At 40.9% G+C, this 19,932-nt stretch carries 22 protein-coding genes and 1 tRNA gene; 13 read left to right on the top strand and 10 right to left on the bottom strand.

Annotation, left to right across the window (positions count from 1 at the left end; translation table 11 throughout):
• Nucleotides 1-77 precede the first annotated feature (77 nt).
• The 5 genes from F7734_RS17100 to F7734_RS17085 all read right to left on the bottom strand — a co-directional run bounded on the left by F7734_RS17100 (nucleotide 78) and on the right by F7734_RS17085 (nucleotide 2,296).
• A complete protein-coding gene (locus F7734_RS17100) occupies nucleotides 78-434 on the bottom strand; it encodes a hypothetical protein (protein ID WP_155745817.1) in 357 nt (118 codons plus the stop codon).
• Nucleotides 435-840: 406 nt separating this feature from the next.
• Nucleotides 841-925: transfer RNA gene (locus F7734_RS17095), tRNA-Ser, on the bottom strand.
• A gap of 39 nt (nucleotides 926-964) precedes the next feature.
• Nucleotides 965-1,183 carry a hypothetical protein gene (locus tag F7734_RS17090; protein ID WP_155745816.1) on the bottom strand — a complete coding sequence of 73 codons (219 nt, stop codon included), beginning with the start codon at nucleotides 1,181-1,183 and terminating at the stop codon, nucleotides 965-967.
• A 65-nt stretch (nucleotides 1,184-1,248) separates the two neighbouring features.
• Nucleotides 1,249-1,362: a DUF190 domain-containing protein gene (locus F7734_RS63550; RefSeq protein ID WP_166481961.1), complete on the bottom strand. Its 114-nt coding sequence runs from the start codon at nucleotides 1,360-1,362 to the stop codon at nucleotides 1,249-1,251.
• 82 nt (nucleotides 1,363-1,444) lie between these two features.
• Nucleotides 1,445-2,296 carry a hypothetical protein gene (locus F7734_RS17085; RefSeq protein ID WP_155745815.1) on the bottom strand — a complete coding sequence of 284 codons (852 nt, stop codon included), beginning with the start codon at nucleotides 2,294-2,296 and terminating at the stop codon, nucleotides 1,445-1,447.
• Between the two features lie 503 nt (nucleotides 2,297-2,799).
• Between F7734_RS17085 and F7734_RS17080 the strand changes: the two genes are divergently transcribed.
• From F7734_RS17080 to F7734_RS17050, 7 genes are all read left to right on the top strand, one after another.
• Nucleotides 2,800-3,684, top strand: coding sequence for a M48 family metalloprotease (locus F7734_RS17080; protein WP_155745814.1), 885 nt, complete (start codon nucleotides 2,800-2,802; stop codon nucleotides 3,682-3,684).
• A 107-nt stretch (nucleotides 3,685-3,791) separates the two neighbouring features.
• Nucleotides 3,792-4,196, top strand: coding sequence for a hypothetical protein (locus tag F7734_RS17075; RefSeq protein ID WP_155745813.1), 405 nt, complete (start codon nucleotides 3,792-3,794; stop codon nucleotides 4,194-4,196).
• Nucleotides 4,197-4,528: 332 nt separating this feature from the next.
• Nucleotides 4,529-6,322: an aspartate--tRNA ligase gene (gene aspS, locus F7734_RS17070; RefSeq protein WP_155745812.1), complete on the top strand. Its 1,794-nt coding sequence runs from the start codon at nucleotides 4,529-4,531 to the stop codon at nucleotides 6,320-6,322.
• A 919-nt stretch (nucleotides 6,323-7,241) separates the two neighbouring features.
• Nucleotides 7,242-8,021 carry a WecB/TagA/CpsF family glycosyltransferase gene (locus tag F7734_RS17065; protein ID WP_155745811.1) on the top strand — a complete coding sequence of 260 codons (780 nt, stop codon included), beginning with the start codon at nucleotides 7,242-7,244 and terminating at the stop codon, nucleotides 8,019-8,021.
• A gap of 47 nt (nucleotides 8,022-8,068) precedes the next feature.
• The gene (locus F7734_RS17060; protein WP_155745810.1) at nucleotides 8,069-9,235 is read left to right on the top strand and encodes an endo-1,4-beta-xylanase; all 1,167 of its coding nucleotides are present in this window, start codon (nucleotides 8,069-8,071) and stop codon (nucleotides 9,233-9,235) included.
• A 139-nt stretch (nucleotides 9,236-9,374) separates the two neighbouring features.
• Nucleotides 9,375-10,799 (top strand): sugar transferase, encoded by a 1,425-nt coding sequence (locus F7734_RS17055; protein WP_155745809.1) that lies wholly within the window; start codon nucleotides 9,375-9,377, stop codon nucleotides 10,797-10,799.
• Nucleotides 10,800-11,105: 306 nt separating this feature from the next.
• Nucleotides 11,106-11,435, top strand: a complete 330-nt coding sequence (locus F7734_RS17050; protein WP_155745808.1) for an STAS domain-containing protein — start codon at nucleotides 11,106-11,108, stop codon at nucleotides 11,433-11,435.
• Between the two features lie 162 nt (nucleotides 11,436-11,597).
• On the opposite strand, the gene F7734_RS60755 is transcribed toward F7734_RS17050, so the two are convergent.
• Nucleotides 11,598-11,753, bottom strand: a complete 156-nt coding sequence (locus F7734_RS60755) for a hypothetical protein (RefSeq protein WP_166481960.1) — start codon at nucleotides 11,751-11,753, stop codon at nucleotides 11,598-11,600.
• Between the two features lie 144 nt (nucleotides 11,754-11,897).
• On the opposite strand from F7734_RS60755, the gene F7734_RS17045 reads away from it, so the two are divergent.
• From F7734_RS17045 to F7734_RS17030, 4 genes are all read left to right on the top strand, one after another.
• Nucleotides 11,898-12,671 carry an SAM-dependent chlorinase/fluorinase gene (locus F7734_RS17045; protein WP_155745807.1) on the top strand — a complete coding sequence of 258 codons (774 nt, stop codon included), beginning with the start codon at nucleotides 11,898-11,900 and terminating at the stop codon, nucleotides 12,669-12,671.
• Nucleotides 12,672-12,761: 90 nt separating this feature from the next.
• Nucleotides 12,762-13,412, top strand: a complete 651-nt coding sequence (locus tag F7734_RS17040; RefSeq protein WP_155745806.1) for a DUF2301 domain-containing membrane protein — start codon at nucleotides 12,762-12,764, stop codon at nucleotides 13,410-13,412.
• 99 nt (nucleotides 13,413-13,511) lie between these two features.
• The gene (gene dprA / locus F7734_RS17035; RefSeq protein WP_166481959.1) at nucleotides 13,512-14,630 is read left to right on the top strand and encodes a DNA-processing protein DprA; all 1,119 of its coding nucleotides are present in this window, start codon (nucleotides 13,512-13,514) and stop codon (nucleotides 14,628-14,630) included.
• Between the two features lie 215 nt (nucleotides 14,631-14,845).
• A complete protein-coding gene (locus F7734_RS17030) occupies nucleotides 14,846-15,226 on the top strand; it encodes a site-specific DNA-methyltransferase (protein ID WP_207714123.1) in 381 nt (126 codons plus the stop codon).
• Between the two features lie 53 nt (nucleotides 15,227-15,279).
• On the opposite strand, the gene psb28 is transcribed toward F7734_RS17030, so the two are convergent.
• The 3 genes from psb28 to F7734_RS17015 all read right to left on the bottom strand — a co-directional run bounded on the left by psb28 (nucleotide 15,280) and on the right by F7734_RS17015 (nucleotide 18,266).
• Nucleotides 15,280-15,648: a photosystem II reaction center protein Psb28 gene (gene psb28, locus F7734_RS17025; RefSeq protein WP_155745803.1), complete on the bottom strand. Its 369-nt coding sequence runs from the start codon at nucleotides 15,646-15,648 to the stop codon at nucleotides 15,280-15,282.
• Between the two features lie 13 nt (nucleotides 15,649-15,661).
• Entirely contained in the window at nucleotides 15,662-17,272 is a 1,611-nt protein-coding gene (locus F7734_RS17020) for a serine hydrolase (RefSeq protein WP_155745802.1), read from the bottom strand.
• A 223-nt stretch (nucleotides 17,273-17,495) separates the two neighbouring features.
• Nucleotides 17,496-18,266: an RNA methyltransferase gene (locus tag F7734_RS17015; protein WP_155745801.1), complete on the bottom strand. Its 771-nt coding sequence runs from the start codon at nucleotides 18,264-18,266 to the stop codon at nucleotides 17,496-17,498.
• A gap of 93 nt (nucleotides 18,267-18,359) precedes the next feature.
• Between F7734_RS17015 and F7734_RS17010 the strand changes: the two genes are divergently transcribed.
• Nucleotides 18,360-19,145 (top strand): DUF4058 family protein, encoded by a 786-nt coding sequence (locus F7734_RS17010; protein WP_155745800.1) that lies wholly within the window; start codon nucleotides 18,360-18,362, stop codon nucleotides 19,143-19,145.
• A 27-nt stretch (nucleotides 19,146-19,172) separates the two neighbouring features.
• Here F7734_RS17010 and F7734_RS17005 read toward each other — a convergent pair whose 3' ends face one another.
• The gene (locus F7734_RS17005; protein ID WP_155745799.1) at nucleotides 19,173-19,631 is read right to left on the bottom strand and encodes an aspartyl protease; all 459 of its coding nucleotides are present in this window, start codon (nucleotides 19,629-19,631) and stop codon (nucleotides 19,173-19,175) included.
• Nucleotides 19,632-19,669: 38 nt separating this feature from the next.
• Here F7734_RS17005 and F7734_RS17000 point away from each other — a divergent pair, with 38 nt between their 5' ends.
• Nucleotides 19,670-19,858 carry an element excision factor XisI family protein gene (locus F7734_RS17000; RefSeq protein ID WP_243146928.1) on the top strand — a complete coding sequence of 63 codons (189 nt, stop codon included), beginning with the start codon at nucleotides 19,670-19,672 and terminating at the stop codon, nucleotides 19,856-19,858.
• The last annotated feature ends 74 nt before the right edge of the window (nucleotides 19,859-19,932 follow it).

Genomic DNA, 19,932 nt, shown 5'->3' with positions numbered 1-19,932 from the left:
ACGTTTTGCCAGAACGTCTTTACAAGGTTTAACTCAGATGTATTGCCACTTCGTATTAGGTAAAGCAATACTCAAACTTAACGAGTTTGAATTTGTTTGAATGTATCAACTGCTGATGGACGTTGTATAATAGATGGATTGGTGATACTTGACCTATCAACAGGTTTGGTAAAGTCAGCAAAACCAGGTTTTTCTTTGAAGTCAGCAAATCCTTCTTTAAAGGGATCGGCTCCATTGATTTTTCCTGGAGTGAGTACATCAATTTTGTCGCGAATAATAGGATTATTAATTTTCTGAACACCAGTTTGACTTACGGTGTTTTGAGCAATAAAAGGATTTGACTCTGCCCTAGCGACAGTGCTGGTAATTGAACTGGCTAAAGCCAAGCTCATAAAAAAAGCAAAATGGCTGGATTTAGAACGTAAAAAAATCATTGATATCTCCCAGTAGGTAGTTGATTTTTAGAAGAGCAATTGTTGTTTTTCTTGCTCCTACCGGTTCATATGTCTGGCTGATTTGGTTTATGCAGTCTCAACAGCGATCGCTAAAAACTTTTTTTCAGAAGCTAGAGGTACACCGAGCAACTATCAATACTGCGTAGGTTTTGGTTAAAAAAAGAAAAATGTGTTTGTTGGGTTTCGTTCCTCAACCCAACCTACTAATATTCGTAACCAAGCAGTATTGGGGTAAATATAAGGTTAAGCTATTCCTATGTAGTTTAATAATTTAAATAAGATTTCCTGATTCAACCATTTGTTCAACCATTCAACCATTGTTCAACCATTTTCAGCTAATCTAGAAGAACTCAAAATTGCTAAAAAGCTTACCTAGTAATGAAAACGGAGAGGAGAGGATTTGAACCTCCGTTAGGTTTCCCTAAAACACATTTCGAGTGTGCCGCATTCAACCGCTCTGCCACCTCTCCAAACACTATGCTTTATCTATAGTAACACTTTATAACAATTCATTCAAGGCTTTGTTGATAGTAGCTTTGCAGCAAATTGTCCAACTGCTCTTCCGAACAGCAATCGATCAATGCTTCGTACACCTCTAACAACTTTGCTGCACCGTCTCCCAGTGTTGGACTGAACTCCCACACATCCTGCACCCACTCGTGAGAAGGCGTATTCTCAAAAATTAATCTTTCTAGCAACTGCTTTGCTTCTACTTTAGAAATAGTCATGAGTTTTCCAAGTGGGTAGCCTACATTTCTAACTCACTTATTGTAGTACTCAAAGTAAGTAGCACTCAATTGAAATAGCGATCGCTTGATGCGACAGGTGCGTGGTGAAGAACTTCAACGTTTTGAATCGTCACTAACCCATCTCTTACCATTTCCTTAATATAAGGTAATCTTTCCAAGAGCGCATCCTCTCTATTGGATTACTAAGGTTAAGGTTTTGTAACATACTTAGTCAGTAGCTATGAATGTGGATGTTTCAGTTCAGAGCGAAACTGTAACTAGGTAATCAGTCAAGTAATTGAAATACTTCTTCAATTCCTTAGCCGCTTTTGTGGAAATTTTTGATGAGTATTCCCACTCCGGAATGTATCGACCTTTAATGATATTAAATGCTTCCAGGTAAATCTCACTTGATGGTTGCTCGTGAGTAATAATTCCTTGATATAACAAACGAGGTTCAATGCCATTTTCCAGACAACTCCCTAGGAGCTTTAAGTATCTACTCAATTGAGTGCGAAATACTTCTACCTGTGAATGTTGCCAACCTAATAACTCGTTTGCTAAGTCTTGTGCCAGTTCTTCTCTAGTCGCTAACAGCCAATGTCCGGCTTCCAGGCTAGCTGCTGTCTGTGCTTCTATACGTGGTAGCAAAGCACTCAATTGTTGAATTTGTGCTAAAGATTCTTGTAGCTTCTGTTGTTTTGCTTGAATGTTTGCCGAGCTTTCATTATCTTTTAAATTTTTTTTCTCCTCAATCTCGTATACTAACTCTTCTACAGTGGGTTTTATTGTTTGGATAATGATATGTGTTTGTTCCTTAAGGACTTCTAGTATTTGCTGGCGCAGGTTATATTCTGCCAGCTTATCTAACTGACTTTTTGCTTGATTTTGTAGTAAGTCAAACTGGTGTTGCCAATGCTGAATTAACACTTCTAGGCGTTCCTCTGTATTTGGTACACCTTCATAGACTCTTCGTTCTAAGTATTCGACTCGTCTGTGCAATGATTTAACATATGCACGATGCAACCAAGGGCTGAAAATAAACTCTGCAACTTCCTGCAAGCTTTTTACAACCTTCTGCAACAACCCTGTTTTGTTTACATTTTGCGCCATGGAATTTGTCCTCGGAGATGTCGATCCTGCAACTGGAAACTCTACTAAGTAGTGAGTCATCCAGAGGAAAATGCGCTCTTAAATTGAAAAATTTACTCTTAATGGATAATTGTATACATTTTTGCCCGGATGAGAAAAACAACTTTTTTAGAATTTTTAGATAAATAATACTATTTTTTAGGCATTTTTCTATTTCTTGCTTTGATTCTCCTACTTTACCTACAGAACTTAAAAATCAAAGTAAATTTCAAACGATTTTCTTGCTTTTCCTACTTTCAGAGAAAATGTTCCCTAGTATACCTAAGGTCAATCAACCTTATGGCAGAAGTATGAAGTAGGAAATATGAAGGATAAAGAATAAGGTGGGAAAGCCGTACTTAACAGGAGTAAATTTCTACCTCTAAAATCTGTGGTTGGGTTGATAAAATGAAACAGTGGTTTAAGTAATGCTTTTACTAGCAAGCTTTGAACTTGAAAGTGCAGCATTATAAGGAGACCAAAGCATGAGAAATCAATTAAAGACTGCTGCTTTACTGGCTTTATTAAGCGCAATTTTGATTACCATAAGCTACTGGATTATAGGCGGAACCAGTGGGATAGTCATGGGGATTGCGATCGCCGCAGTAACAAACTTATTTTCATGGTATCAATCAGATAAGATTGCTTTAGCCGCATATCGCGCTCAGCCCGTGTCAGCACAAGAAGCACCGGGATTGTATCGGATGGTGCAGCGATTGTGCGATCGCGCTAACCTACCCGTACCAAGAATATACAGAGTTCCTAGCCCAGCCGCCAATGCTTTTGCAACGGGACGCGATCCAGAACACGCTGCGGTTGCAGTGACAGAAGGAATTTTAAATTTACTCCCAGAAGATGAACTAGAAGGTGTCATCGCTCACGAATTAACTCACGTTGCCAATCGTGACACCCTCACACAAGCTGTTGCTGCCACAATTGCAGGCGCAATCTCGTTTCTAGCCCAAATTGTAAGTTACAGCGTTTGGTATGCACCGTATCAAAGGAGCGATCGCGACAACAGCCCAAATCCGATAGGCTTATTATTAACAGTACTGCTTGCCCCAATTTCCGCAACAGTCATCCAATTGGCAATATCGCGCATACGGGAGTTTGCCGCCGATGCTGGTTCTGCAAAATTGACAGGCAATCCTCGTGCTTTAGCCCGTGCATTACAACGTTTGGAAGCCACAGCAAGGGAATTACCTCTTAATGCCAATCCCGCCTTTGAACCACTGTTAATTACCAATGGGTTTTCCGGACAGTTCATGAGCAGCCTGTTCTCCAGTCACCCGCCCACTGCAGCCAGAGTAGAAGCTTTGCTAAAGTTAGAACAAGGTCTGTCTAGAAATTCTGAATTTTCATTTCGTTAACGGTTAGTAGTTAGTGGTTAGTAGTTAGTGGTTGGTGGTAAAAACAACTAACGACTAACTACTAACCACCAACCACTAACCACTAACTCAATCAAGGAGGCAAACCAATGACATACAATGCAAACGGTGAAGAAAACGTAGTTGTGGTACAAGTTAGCCCTCAAACCAATGAAATGGTAGAAACAGAGATGGCGGGGGAAACTGATGAAATTAAGCACGAAACCAAAGCACTGATTGAAGCACTCAGAAGACGCGCCCAAGCAGAAGCAGAATCCGCAGGAACTCTAACTCGGGAAACTTTTTTAGATGCAGTACGTCGCGCAAGAGAAGCAATTGAAGGTGAAACACTCATAGAACGCGATCGCATTGAAAACGCATTTACAATACTTCAGCGAGAAGCTGAGAAAAACTGGCATGAGCTTTGGAAACAGTTTGCCGAACTCGGCGATCGTTTCCAAGATGCTGCAAAAGCCGCCTGGGACGCTTTTAATGCTCCTCGCCCTCATTCTTAATGGGTTGAGTGGAGATTTCTAAGTAAAGAAGTTAGAATCATTTGTGATTGTGAGGTGGGCATCCTCGCCCGCCCGTTCTCACCGACGGCAGTCATGCCCATCCCATAAAGAAAGTTATAGATGGTTTTTAGTTTGAAAATTCTTTAGCTATAGAGTAAGGAGTAGGGGTAAGAAAATTTTCATGCGAATATTGTAGGTGCTAGCCTGTGGGTATTTAGCTTGCTTTTGCATGATTTTTTGGAAGTGAATTACTAGAATTGCTATAGATGCTAGATAATGGAAAAGCTTTAATATTAGTTTTGACTCCCTAGCTCTGTAAACAAGAATCAATTATGCGAACTTACTATTGCGGCGAACTCCGAAAAGAACACATTGGAGAAACTGTTACCTTGTACGGATGGGTAGATCGTCGCCGCGATCACGGAGGCGTGATATTTATAGATTTACGCGATCGCAGTGGCACAGTTCAAATTGTTAGCGATCCTCAGCGCACTTCCAATTCCTACGAAGACGCTACTGCTCTAAGAAATGAGTATGTTGTAGAAATTAAGGGTAGGGTTACGCAACGTCCCGAAGAATCTCTAAATTCTCGCATACCCACAGGCAAAGTAGAAATTTACGCCGATAATATTAAACTGCTTAATGCTGTGGGCAAACAACTTCCATTTCAAGTTTCCACCGCAGATGCAGATCCAGTGCGGGAAGAACTCAGGCTGAAGTATCGTTACTTGGATTTGCGACGCGATCGCATGGCAAATAACTTACAATTGCGGCATCAAATTGTGAAAGCCATTCGCCGTTACTTGGAAGATGTAGAAGGTTTTGTAGAAATTGAAACTCCCGTGTTAACTCGTTCTACCCCTGAAGGTGCGCGGGATTATCTTGTACCGAGTCGGGCTAACCCAGGTGAATGGTTTGCTTTACCACAATCACCCCAACTTTTCAAACAGTTATTGATGGTATCTGGATTTGACAGATACTATCAGATAGCTCGTTGCTTCCGAGATGAAGACTTACGCGCTGACAGACAACCAGAATTTACTCAATTGGACATGGAGATGAGCTTTATGTCCCAAGAGGAAATTATCGAACTCAACGAAAAGTTAGTTTGTCACATCTTCAAAACAGTTAAAAACTTTGAGTTACAACGTCCCTTTCCACGTCTGACTTATGCAGAGGCGATGGAACGCTACGGAAGTGATAAACCAGATACGCGATACGGTTTAGAACTTGTTAATGTCTCTGATATTTTGACAGATTGTGGTTTTAAAGTTTTTAAGGACGCTGTAGCGAATGGAGGAGTCGTCAAAATTCTGCCTATCCCCAATGGGGAAATCATCTCCAACGTGCGTATTAAACCGGGCGGTGATGTCTTTAAGGAAGCGGCTGATGCAGGTGCTCAAGGTTTAGCATACATTCGAGTCAGAGAAGATGGTGAGATCGACACAATTAACGCCATCAAAACTAACCTAACAGAAGAACAAAAACAGGAAATTTTACGCCGTACAGACGCAAAACCCGGTCATTTATTGCTATTTGGTGCAGGTGATACTGCTACTGTCAATAAAACCTTAGATAGATTGAGACAAGTTGTTGCTAAAGAATTTGGACTGATAGATCCAGAGAAAATTAACTTGCTTTGGATTACAGAATTCCCCATGTTTGAATGGAATGCTGACGAAAAACGTCTAGAGGCATTACATCACCCATTTACTGCACCAAATCCAAACGATCTCAGTGATTTAAAAACTGCACGAGCACAAGCATATGACTTGGTGTTTAATGGTTTTGAAGTTGGTGGCGGTAGCTTGCGGATCTATCAACGTGAAGTGCAGGAGCAAGTTTTTGAGGCAATTGGGCTTTCTCCGGAGGAAGCCCACAACAAGTTTGGCTTTCTGTTAGATGCTTTTGAGTACGGTACTCCACCTCATGGTGGAATTGCTTATGGTTTGGATCGTTTGGTGATGTTACTTTCTAAAGAAGAATCCATTCGAGATGTGATTGCTTTTCCAAAGACTCAACAAGCACGTTGCTTGTTAACAGAGGCACCTTCGACAGTCGATGCAAAGCAGCTTAAAGAGTTGCACGTTGCTTCCACTTTCAAGCCCAAAGCACAAACAATTTGAATGGCTATGCCGCACAACTGATAAGTAAGTAGTAGGTAGGGCTATGCCCACCATCAATAGTTGATGGTGGACATAGCCCTATCTACTTGGAAATCTTGTACCATCGGAACGAGAGAACAAAAGAGGAAAAATTGTACTCTCCTCATTTCATCTAAACATCAGCAAAGGACGGATCGGTGATGTTATTGGGATATTAAGTAGGATAAATGAAATAATTTTATTACTACTAAATAAAAATAGACGATAACCCTTCTCGCTTTTGAAACGATCTGAAACCAACACACATATCTCACAAATATTACTTTTATGACATTTATCACTATTTGTGAAAATCGTAAGTAGAAACAGTTTTAACAATCAGGAAAAGCTAAGCAAGATAGCATTTATCTTTGCTCACTTTTTCAAAGATATTGTGAAGTTTTAATTTGAATATTTGATATAAAATCGAGTTGCAATGCTATGGTAATTGCGATATGCTCACAATCAAACAATAATTAACAGATACTTCATTAAATAATTTATGAAAAGAAAAAAATTGACAGGGTAGATGTGTCGAAATATACAAATATTTTGATGAATTGATAGCAAATATTTTATTGCTTATCGGTTTGTGCTGATAGCGTGCATCTGTAGTTTAAGTGAAAGCCTTGATACAAACGCTCGTATTGGGGTGACACGCTTTAGACTGAGTCCGTAAAATCTTTATGTGTGGTTGAAGCGTGGAGATAGGCTTCCAGGTCTTAGAAATCTCAATTCCCCCAATGTAACTCTCTTGGCTTCTATCGATACGTTTGACTACCGAGAAGTTGAATTGCGTCATAAGAGGTGACGAAATTTATAAAGTTTACTGAATGTTTGCAATGCAGCAATCTCCGTCAGCATTAATCTTATTCATTTTAGAGAGGTAAGGGGTGTAATTATGCCACCATTTGAAGAAGTCACAATACTGAAAACTCGATTTCACAAGCTCACCGCTTGTCAATTGATCTCGTATGTCGTAGAGTCAGCGAAAACTCAAAAGAAGACAGTTGTAGGTAATGTCAATATCCGAGCCATGAACTTTGCTTGCGAATTGCCTTGGTATCGCAACTTCCTAAATAAAGCTGATGTGGTTTTCTGTGATGGGTTCGGTGTACTGCTAGCAGCAAAATTTTTTGGGTACTCTGTAGAACCTACACATCGCATGACTTGCCCTGACTATATAGAAAGCTTGGCGTTAGCTTGTGAAAGAAACAATGTGTCTTTATTCCTTCTTGCGGGAAAGCCAGGAGTAGTCAACAAGGCAATTTCTCAGTTAACCGCGATCGCACCTAATCTGAAAGTAGAAGGGCACCACGGCTATTTTGATAAGTCTGGTCGTGATAACGATATTCTGATTGAGAAGATTAATGAATTTAAACCAGGAATCCTGTACGTGGGTTTTGGAATGCCAATACAGGAACGTTGGATTGCAGACAACATGGATCGAATCGATACAAAAGTTTTCTTGCCTCTTGGTGCTTGCCTCGATTTCTATACAAATACTGTCTATCGCGGTCCGCAGTGGCTGACAGACTCTGGGTTTGAATGGTTGACAAGATTCGTGACTGAACCTCGTCGTCTTTGGAAAAGATATTTAGTAGGCAATTCATTATTTTTTTATCGGCTGTTGCGGCAGAAATTTATAGACCTACTCGGACCAGTAACCAGTAATCAGTGACCAGTGACCAATGACCAGTTATCAGTTGTACTACCTCTGAATCTTCCATGTTGCCAAAATTTCCTCTAAGCAGACGTCAAATCTTATTTCTTGGGTTATCAGGATTAGCAGGGTCAGCTGCTGTCACAGCAGGAAAAGTAGTTAACACAAATAGTCAAGTCCAAGCTCTTTACAATCCACAAAGAGACTTTAAAGTGGTTGGACAAAATTCTTTGAAACAACGTGCTGCTTCAAAAGGAATTATTTATGGGGCAGCAGTTGAACCAGAGTTTTTTCAATCCAATACACCCTTCAGAGCTAGCTTTCTCAAAGATTGCGGCATGATAGTCCCGGAGAACTCTCTCAAATGGACTCAACTCCGTCCTGCTCCCGAACGGTATGACTTTGCTAAAGCAGATTGGCTAGCTGCATTTGCACGCGCTCATGGTATGTTATACAGAGGGCATACTTTGGTATGGCACAATGATATACCTGTATGGTTTAAAGAGGTTGTTAACCGCCAGAATGCAGAGAAAGTTTTAGTAGACCATATCACGACTGTTTCCAAACGCTATGCGGGTAAAATGCATTCTTGGGATGTGGTTAACGAGGCGATAGACCCAGAATCAGGTAGGTCTGATGCTTTGCAGACCTCTCCATGGCTTGATTTTTTAGGGCCAGATTATATTGAACTAGCCTTTCGGGCAACAGCAGCAGCTGACCCCAAAGCTATGTTAGTGTATAATGAAACTTGGATTGAGTACGATATACCCAAACATGAGGCTAGGAGAAAAGCAACATTAAAGCTCCTAGAGAATCTCTTAAAGAAGGGTACACCGATTCACGCTCTTGGTATTCAGTCTCACTTAATGGCTCATGAAAAAGGCTTGAACCCTAAAAAATTGCGAGCTTTTCTCTCTAATGTTGCGAGTCTCGGTTTAAAAATTCTGATTACTGAACTAGACGTAATAGATCAACAGTTGCCTGCAGATTCTGCAGTTCGCGATCGCATGGTTGCTAGTGTCTATGAAGATTATCTTTCAGTGGTGCTAGATGAAAAAGCAGTCATTGCAGTATTAACCTGGGGACTGAGCGATAGATACACATGGCACGCATCTTTTCTACCACGTTCTGATGGTAAACCAGTGCGTCCTTTACCACTGGATTTCAACTTTCAACGCAAACTAGCTTGGAATGCAATAGCAAGAGCATTTGACCAAGCTCGAAAGCGCTAAAAATAGTTTTCATATGTCAAAGCGTTAAATTACCCATTCGAACTCAAATTCGTCCGATTACTCCATTGTTAATCTCGCGAATTCTCATGTATCAACCAAAGAGTAAAAACACCATAGTAAACAATTAGGTACAGTCAATATGACTTACAAGTTGTCAGTTATCGGGTTCAAACCAGATTTAAGGTCAGGTCGTGGCGCAAGAATTCAAAAAGGATTTGCAACTAAATTTTTGCGCGTGTTGACGCTAGTACCACTAGATGTCTTACTTTTAACGACAGCATGGAAAGCAGCAGTATTTTATGGGACTCCAGTCAATTCTCCTTGGACAGAAAAATCTTCTTTCTTACTACTAACTCTATTTGTTCAAATAGGAATTCTCACCGCACAGGGATTATATCGTTCGGGGTACAATCGTCGGAGTTATTCCCGTCTTATCAAAGCAGTTTCCCTAGCCGATGTATTTCTTCTATTCATTGCCTTTCTTTACGAACCAAATACTTATATCTCTCGCTCAACCTTTTTGCTATTTTGGTTATTCTCAGTAACCTTCCTGTGTGGTGGGCGTTTCCTTGTTGATGTGACCACTAACTTATTGCGTAAAAAAGGAGTCGTCCGTCATACAGTTTTTCTAATCACTAATTCTGATGAACAAGAAAGAAATATCAGGCTTATAGAAAAGGAAGATTGTTATACAGTTGTTGGTGTAGCTAACCCAAGTTGCTTGGACAGAAGCGTCCGCGAAACAACTTTAGACTATATTCGCAGTCTAGGTGTTGAAGAGGTCTTTGTCTCTTGGGATGCCATCAAAAAGCGTCTGTACGTCTGTTGGCACTTTTATACTGCCGGTATCACAATCAGAATTATCCCAACTGAAGCTGGAGTACTTCCTTCCAAATCTTATTTCTGGATGATTGGTGAAGTTCCTTTTGTAACAATTCCAGCACCATTAATCACTGGTAGTGAGTTCTGGGTAAAAAGATGTTTTGACCTTTGTTCTTCAATCATTCTGATACTCCTGTTTTTACCTGTGTACTTAACACTTGCTGTACTGATTAAATTAGACTCTCCAGGACCAATCTTTTTTAGACAGGACAGAATTGGATTGCACGGTCAAAAATTCAAGATATGGAAATTCCGTACCATGGTTGTTAATGCGGAAAAGTTACAAGCTGCTTTAGAAGCCAAAAACGAAGTCAAGGATGGTGTTCTGTTTAAAGTCAAAAATGACCCTCGCATCACCAGAATTGGTAAGTTTTTACGCCGCTACAGTTTAGACGAGTTACCACAACTGTTTAATGTTGTGCTAGGAGAGATGAGTTTGGTTGGTCCTCGTCCTCTTCCTATTAGAGATGTAGAAAAGTTCCAAACAAAGCATTTTCTCAGACAAGAAGTCTTACCTGGTATTACAGGATTGTGGCAAGTCTCTGGTCGTTCCAATATCGATAATTTTGAAGACGCAGTAAAACTGGATATTTCATACATTGAAAATTGGTCGCTGTGGCTGGACTTGAAGATTTTGTTACAAACAGTACGCGTTGTTTTGAAAAAAACAGGGGCTTATTAGGTTATGGCTAGTAGTTAGTGGTTAGTGGTTAGTGGTTGGTAGTTAGTGGTTAGTGGTTAGTGGTTGGTAGTTAGTGGTTATAACTTATGACTAATTGCTAAGCTTTTACAAGTTTGAGGGTTAGAAGTTTTGTTGAGCTATCGAAAATCAATACTAGTCAAACTCTTCATCTTTCTCACCCTAGCCTCCTACCTCTAGCCTTCTGTCATCTACCTTCTTGTTGACTTGTTTGTCCTTTTTTGGTTTTGGTTGACCTATTTATCCTTTCATTAAGACTTTGATTATCTGACGCATAAAAGCTGAACCATGCAAAGCACACTTGTAAATCCAAACATGACAGTTATCAGACCAAATGGTTCTATTAATGGTGCAAACGCACTAGAGTTTGAACGCAAACTGACAACACTGTTAACACAGGGTGACTGCTCAATTTTGCTGCTGGATTTGGGTAAAGTAGAATCTATAGATAGTGCTGCGGTGTTAGCATTAGTATCTGTGTTAAAGTTATCTCAGAATATGGGACGACGCTTCAGTCTTTGCTCTGTATCGCCTGCACTCAAAATGATTTTTGAATTGACTCAACTAGATAGACTATTTGAGATATACGAAGACGAATCTGCATTCACAAATGCATAAAAACACAAACTAAATAAATCACATTTCTTATAGGATGGGTATTTTTGCTCATCCCGATTAAATATTAGGGGCTGATGATAGCTCGCTGTTAAAGATACGAAAACCCGCCAAGGCGGGTTAACACACAACAAAACTATGAACTAGAACAATAAAACTCTATTTTTAACTGAAATAGTTCATTTCAGCTTCCAATTGGCGAACTAGATTTTCATCGCCTTTTTCTCTAGCCACTTTTAAGCGATGTTCTAAAGTTCTTTTAATATTTAGTTTGTGGGTTTCTCGTGCTTGTTTTACGGATTCCAATCTGTTCCTGCTCATTTTAACAATGTGCCTCTTGGATTTCTCCATCAAATGTCTAACTTTCCTAACATAGCAAATTTTTCGTAACTTTTGCTACAGAAAAAATAAACTTAATATATATTATTAAGCAGCAATATCTTGCTGTGGAAGCTTTACAACCCCATGCTTACCTTGCTAACCGATTTTGGAACCCGTGATGTTTACGTTGGGGCGATGAAGGGAGTGATTGCCCAAATCAACCCAAAACTTATGGTAGTAGACTTGACACATGAAGTTCCACCGCAAGATATCGCGGCTGCTCGGTTCTGCTTAATGGATGCTTACCTTTATTTTCCAGTCGGTACAGTGCATCTAGCTGTTGTCGATCCTGGTGTAGGTAATACGCGACGGGCGATCGCAGTAGAATTTGCCAAAGGTTACCTCGTGGGACCTGATAATGGTATATTTGGTGGAGTTTTGAGTGAAAGCACGGCAATAGCAGCCGTAGAACTCACAAATCCCAAGTATTGGAGAACCCCTCAACCCAGCAGTACCTTCCACGGGAGGGACATTTTCGCACCAGTTGCAGCTTATCTTTCTAGCGGTGTTCCCCTCAAGCAGTTGGGCGACTCAATCGATCCCGCAACTCTCGTACAATTGGATATTGCCAAATGTACGGTAATGGAAACGGGAATAAGTGGTAGTATTCAATATATTGACCGCTTTGGTAACTTAGTGACTAACATTCCAGGAACTGATGTGCTGGGGAAAAAATGGAATGTAGAAGTGGCGGGAATAACTATTCCCAACTGTGGAACTTATAGTGATGTTAAAGTTGGTGAGGTCATCGCCCTGGTTGGTAGCCATGGTTGGGTGGAAATTGCTGTGAACAATGGCAATGCGCGATCGCAGTTGCAGATAAAGTTGGGCGATCGCTTGGAAGTGTATTTTGAATAAAGAATTGAACCGCAGCCTGTAGCAGATGAACGCGGATAAAATAGCATAGGGATGATTGGCTGTTATTAAAAATCTCGGATTTCTATTGCTATGGCTCAGCAAGTTTTACCTGCACCGGAAGTTTATCAAGGTCAGTTTGGGGAGTTTACAATTAATCAGAGCGATCGCAGGGGTGTTATTGTTTACCGTACAGGGCTTATGGTCTCTGCTTTCTGCTTTGCTACGGGTACTGCTTTAGTCTTATTTAACCAGAAACCAGAATTTTTCTCAGTACTTACACCTTTATATGTCTGTTTTAGTCTGGCTTTGGGTGTCAGTTTACTGATGATACATATCTATCTGGTGATGTTACACCGACTTTTGCAAGTTTTTTGGGCAATTGGCAGTGTTAGCGCCTTAGTATTAACGTTGTATAGTAGCGAAACCTTAGCTGTCACTGTTTATACTCAACCAGTGACATTACTGGGGGTAGGATTTACTTTTGCAGCATTGACAGGGATTTATTTTAAAGAAGCGTTTTGCTTTAATCGCTTTGAAACTAAAATACTAACACCAATAGTTCCGTTGCTCTTGCTAGGACACTTAGTTGGGGTGTTACCAACGCAAGGGGAAAAAATTTTATTAGGAATTTGGGCAGTTCTGTTTGTCGTATTTGCCGTGCGGAAAGCAGTGCAAGCAATTCCTCCAGATATTGGAGATAAGTCTGTATTCGAGTATTTAAAAACTCGGCAAGCAACGTAATTATTTTGTTTGTAGTTGCGCTTCAGCCCATGCACCGCAACTACGAACCTCCTGAAATTTGGGAACAATAAACCCAGAGAGAATGAGGATGGGCAATTGGTGGGACAAGAACGTGCGTATTGGGTAGCGTGGTCGCAAATTTCAGGCGTTGGTCCTATCCTGTTAGGACGATTGCAACAGCATTTTGGCACGCTAGCAGCAGCTTGGGAAGCAACCGAGGCTCAGTTGAAAGAGGTAGAAGGTTTTGGTTTTCAAACATTATCTAAAGTTATACAACAGCGATCGCGTTTGCACCCAGAAAAATTTCTTCAACAACACCAACAGCAAAACCCTCATTTTTGGACACCAGCCGATCCAGAGTATCCTCGGTTGCTGCTAGAGATTCCCAGCCCACCTCCTATTTTGTACTATCGCGGCGAAGTTGATTTGCGAGAAAATCTCGGACAGAAACCAACGGTTGGTATTGTCGGAACACGTCAGCCCTCAGAGTATGGTTTGCGTTGGACTCGTCAAATTAGTATGGCTTTAGCTAAAAATGGTTTCACAGTTGTGTCCGGTTTAGCAGACGGAATCGATACGGAAAGCCATAGCGCTACGATTAAAGCAGGAGGACGTACACTAGCAGTCCTTGGTACGGGCGTAGATGTTGTTTATCCATCTAAAAACAAAGAACTTTACAAACAGATTTTGCCTAATGGATTAGTTTTGAGTGAATATCCCTCAAAAACTCCACCCGATCGCACTCATTTTCCCCGCCGCAATCGGATCATAGCTGGTTTAAGCCGCGCCGTGTTAGTGATGGAAGCACCAATCAAATCGGGTGCTTTGATTACTGCTAGTTATGCCAATGAATTTGGGCGAGATATTTACGCACTACCAGGAAGATTAGATGACTACCCTTCCCAAGGATGTTTAAAACTTATTAGCCAAGGGGCGTTTCCCATTCTTAGAGAATTAGACGAACTCCTCAAAATGCTAGGAGCAATCCCGGAACTTGATTCTATTGAAGCCGCCTCTCCACCGCAGCAATTAACTTTACCCGATTTATCTCCAGAACTTCAACAAGTTATGAATGTACTTTCTTCAGAAGCATTACCATTCGATTTTATTGTTCAACAAACTGCTATGGCTCCAGGATTAGTATCCAGCGCTTTACTACAGTTAGAATTAATTGGTTTAGTTTCACAACGTCCAGGGATGAGGTATCAACGCTGTTAATTGCGTAGGAATTTCTCCAAAAACGCTAAATATAGCTCACTCTCTGTGTAGGATTTTTTTAGTATTTATGAAATAATTTAAAAAAACGGTTCAATTAATTAAGTAATCTTCGAGGGGATGGAGTAAAAGCTGAAGATGAATTTCCCAATGTCTCCTCTATGTTGCGAGGTTGTTATGAACCTTGGGGCGTTTTTAGAGCGCCCATACCCTCAGGAATGAAGCTGAGTGACTGTCTCCGACAATTCCAAACTGATGGGTTAAGACGAAACCCAGATGGTACACCATTGGGGGATGTTATTCCTAGCAAAAGAACTTCTCAAAAAGAACGCGCTATTGCTAATCATCCAAGTCTTAAACCACAGTCTTTTCTTCGACAGATAGTTTATGCAGCATTGCCTTTGGGTGAGGGCGTAGTTATAGATCCTTTTATGGGTTCTGGTTCAACAGTAGCAGCAGCAGAAGCTATGGGCATTTGCTGCATTGGAATTGAGCGGAATTTAGAGTATTACGAGATGAGCCGTGCTGCTATTCCTAAACTAATCACTTTAGAAACTCCAAAACAACAAATTCATGATTTACAGCTAACGCTATGGTAACTGTGGGTTTTGATATATCGAGTTAGACATCATCTTTTCTGTAGGTTAGTCACTTATGATTCCCCATATGCCATACCATTTGCTTCAGCATATCGCTGCATAAAACGCATGAATCTTTGCCATTGATCGTCTTGCTCGATTTCAAATTTACACTCTACTCTCTGCAATTCATCCCCTTCTGCACCTCCAAAAATAAACTGAGTTGAAGAAGGTGTGACACGAATTTCTCCTTCTTCATCAGTTAATAGCATTGAGTTCAAAGATTGTTGTGTGAAGCTATTAAATCCATCTAAAGCTTTCACTTGTTTAAAAAGCATTACAATAATACGGTTACCGGAACGAAGGTTACGGCGCAGGCTGACATTGTTCAGTTCTTCAAAAATGCCAGCAAAAAATTGAATTGACGGTGTTTTAGAAGTCATGGAATTGGAAAACTTATCTTTGGTATGGATTGTAGTAATATTGCGGTGCTACTTGTGGAGCGATCGCAGGTGCTTGATACCCCGCTTGTGGTACATTAGTACTGATACCATTGGGGAATGGTGGATTCATGACTGGGGGTTGGTATCCAGTGGGAGGTAAGGTGTTGCTCATGCCATTGGGGAACGGTTGATTTATGGCTGGTGGAGGGCTTATCACTGGTGGCTGCTGATAGCTAGTGGTTGGTATGCTGCTTCCCATGTTATTTGGAACGGTAAAACTTTGGCTAAGCTGTTGGTAAGCAACGCGAGAAATGGAGACAATGAGCTTTTCAGCATCGGTATCGTTTCTTGGGCGTTGCACCATGACAGCAACAACATAACGTTTGCCAGTAGGCACATCCACTAGACCTGCATCTCCTAATATTGTCCCAATATTACCAGTTTTGTGAGCAATAGTTGCTCCCGGACCTAAACCAGCTGGTAACAGGTGATTTCTCACAGTTCGGCGCATAATGTCCAAAATGCGATCGCGCGATCTCATACTCACCAAATTTCCTTTACCAACCATTGCCATCAAAGTACCCAACTCTTTGGGGCTGGTTGTGTTTGTACCTCCCAAATCCGGTAAGATATTGCGAATCGCAGTCGTTGTCAAACCCCAACTTTGAAAACGTTGATTTAACGCATCAATACCACCCAACCGAGCAATCAGCATATTAGTTGCTGTATTATCGCTGATTGTCATCATTTTCGTAGCAACTTCAAGCGCTGTAAACTGGGTTCCTACTGGTTTATACTGCATATTCCCAGAACCACCTGCTACCATTCCCTTGGACATGGTTAAGCTTTCATCAAGACGAATTTTTTGTGCATCGACATCTTGAAAGAAAGCAACTAGAATTGGAATTTTAATTGTACTAGCAGCAGCAAAACTGGCAGAGCCATTCAAATCCACATAACCGCTGTTGTCTAAATCGAGCAAGAAAACTCCTGGTGTGAGATTTGGATTTGATGCAGCCAAACTTTGGATAGCCGATTTTAAGGGAATATTTTCTTGGGATAAAGACACACTAGACGCTGTCGGTGTTGGTGTTGGTGTTGGTGTTGGTTGGGACTGTGCTTTTTGTTCAACAGTGGTATCGGATGATGCGCCCGGTGGTGTCGCCAGACGAGTGGCTGGATCTAACACAGATAAAACAGTACCTACAATCGCACCTATACCAACTCCCACAATTAACAACCGCAGGGCATATAACATTGTTCTTGCCATCGGCTTTAATCGCGTTTTTCGAGATGATAATGGTTGTTTCATCACCGGATGCTTTTGCACTCTGACAGTTTTTAACTCTACAGTGTTGGGGTTGTAAGGAGGAATCCTCCCTTTAAAAGTAGCAGAGTGCTGAACGGGTGGAGCGACTCCTTTTGTTTGCCTTCTCGGTACAGTGGCTGGTTTCAATGGTGGAATAACTTTTACACGTGAAGATGTTGGTTTTTGTTGAGGGGGACGCTGCTGGTTGCGTACCTCCATCTTTTTCTGTGGAAGTTTTTGGACTTTGCGTAAATTGGGACGCCGAGGAGGGGATTGACGTTGTGAGATAACTTTTATACGCGTTCTTGTATTCATAATATATAATGATGATAAATTTTTATAATATAATTGATTTTAATAAATACCAACGCTAAAGTACACGTGCAATTACATACTAATCCCTATTGCGAGTGAAAAAGATTTTTTTAGGTGTCAGTCTCCCAATCATGATGAATCAAGCCCTCCAAATTATTTGTCTATAGGTTAAGCCATGATTGTAAGCTTTGAGAAAAAGATTGTGTGTACTGGAAATAATGAATTATGAATCTTCATGGTTATGAAGGTTCCCAATAGCCCATTCTACCTGTCGTAAAATACCTCGCAACATAGCAACTTCTTTCGTTTGTAGCTGAGCGCGATTGTACAATTGTCGGAACTTTTCCATGCGACTTGCTGATGTATGGCTATAAAGATAACCAATCTTGAGGAGAAGGGATTCTAGTTCTTGGTAGTATGTTTCCACAACGTCCAAAGAAGCAGGGTCATTGTCTAAGACATTTTTTGCAGCGATGAGTTCTTCGGTCTCAGTATCCTCTTGATTCTCAGTATCAAAAACTGCCAGTTCGTAACAGCAGAGAGAAACAGCAGTTGCTAGATTGAGAGATGGATAGATAAAACTGGTGGGAATGCGAACAAATCGTTGAGCGTAGTTCAGTTCTTCATTGCTCAAGCCCCGATCTTCCCTACCGAAGATCAGCGCTGCTGAGTGTTTTGGTTCTTGGAGCAACCACGGTAATACTTCGCGGGGATTCTCCATAGGTGTTCCCCAGTCACGAACGCGAGCAGTTGTGGCGATCGCTCGCGTACATCCTTGTAAAGCTTCTGGTAGAGTTGCCACCGTTCGAGACGATTGTAGAATATCCTTAGCATGAACTGCCATTTGCAGTGCTTCTGGTGAAAGCGGATCGCATTGAGGATTGACTAACACTAGATGATTAAACCCAAAATTTTTCATCACTCGTGCTACAGATCCCACATTCATTGGTCCGGATGGCTCTACTAAGATGATTCTTACTTGGTCTAGCGCCATTTGTTGCTTGCTCTGGTGTCAATTTGAATTTTATTATTATATGCGGCGTCTATTTTCTAAGAGAGGGAGTAAAGATTATTATGAGGTATTGTAATGACTTCACCATTTTCGGGGATGAACCCATATCTAGAGAATCCCTTATTTTGGGCAGAAATCCATAACCTGCTGATAGTAGCTATTTTCCGGAAACTGAACCCTCAATTGCGCCCTAAATATAAAGCGGCGATTGAAAAGCGTGTATATCAAACAACAGATGAAGATTCGCTTTTAGTAGGTGTTGCCGATGTTGCAGTACAGAATACGCAAAAGACATCATCACCACAAAAAGCAGCGACCGCTGTTACAACACCATCAGTCGAAGTTGTCACAGTAGATGTTACTATGCCCGAAACCATCAAGGAAACTTATTTAGAAGTGCGAGATGTCATAACACAAGAAGTAATAACTGTCATTGAAATTCTTTCGCCTAAAAACAAGCGTTCGGGGGAAGGACGAAATGCATATATAAAGAAGCGTTTACAAATCTTAGGAAGTTCTACGAATTTAGTTGAAATTGATTTACTGCGGGATGGAAAGCCAATTCAGCAAGTACCAAATAACATTCAAAGTGATTATAGAATTTTGATAAGCCGTGCTTCCAATCGTCCGAAAGCTGATTTATACGCCTTTAATTTACCAAATCCAATTCCTAGCTATTTCCTACCTTTACGAGACAACGATCCGGAACCGTTACTAGATATCCAAATATTAATTAATGAAATATATGATGAAGGGAATTACGATTTGGTAATTGACTATACTCAAGAACCCATACCTCCACTGTCACAAGAGAATGCTGCTTGGGTTTCAGAGATTTTGAAACAGCAGGGCTTAAGGTAGATGCAATGCTATGACTTTGATACTTCCTTATAAAATACTAAGATAAGTTTGCTCGGAATTCATAGGTAATACCCGCAACTTACGATTTTTCAAATCTGGTTCTAGCCCAAGAACTTCCATTGGTGTCACACCTAGCAGGGCGTAAGGCACGTCTGTTAATTCCAGACAATCAAAAGTCCCTCGACGCTCCTCAATACAGAGGTCAACAGCTCGAAAAATCCGTCCCAGCTTTATTCCGGCTGCTGTCTCTACATTCGCTTCGCCAGACTGAACTAAACCGAGTTGATTAATAATGGCAGTGGGTAAGCATAGCATTGTTGCACCCGTATCTACCAAAACATCATCTAGGATACAAGAGCGAACTTCTTCAGAAGAAATAAAACCTCGCTGAGCTAAAACTTGATCGATTAGATTTGTAAGAGTTAAAGTGACGGTGACTTGCCCCATTTGGTTTCCTGTAAAATTTGGTATTACCAGCTTACTCATTTGAACTTACTCCTGAAAATACTTTCGGTAATTGTGGAATGGAAAAAATAGTACGACATCGGCAGCTTGTGCAACAGATGCTTGGAGAGTATGGAAAAGAAAAACCTGCTTACGGGGATGTTGAAGTTGAGACAACTTTTGATACGGAACGCGATCGTTACCAAATCGTTTATATAAGCTGGAAGGTCAGGATTGGATACATAGTTGTATTATCCATATTGACATAAAAAGCGGAAAAATTTGGCTGCAATGGAATGTGACAAAAGACGTCCTAAAAAGGCATTCCCAGCCTGAGGCTGGG

The organism is Scytonema sp. UIC 10036, assembly GCF_009725235.1.
This window is presented reverse-complemented; position numbering and strand designations above follow the sequence as displayed.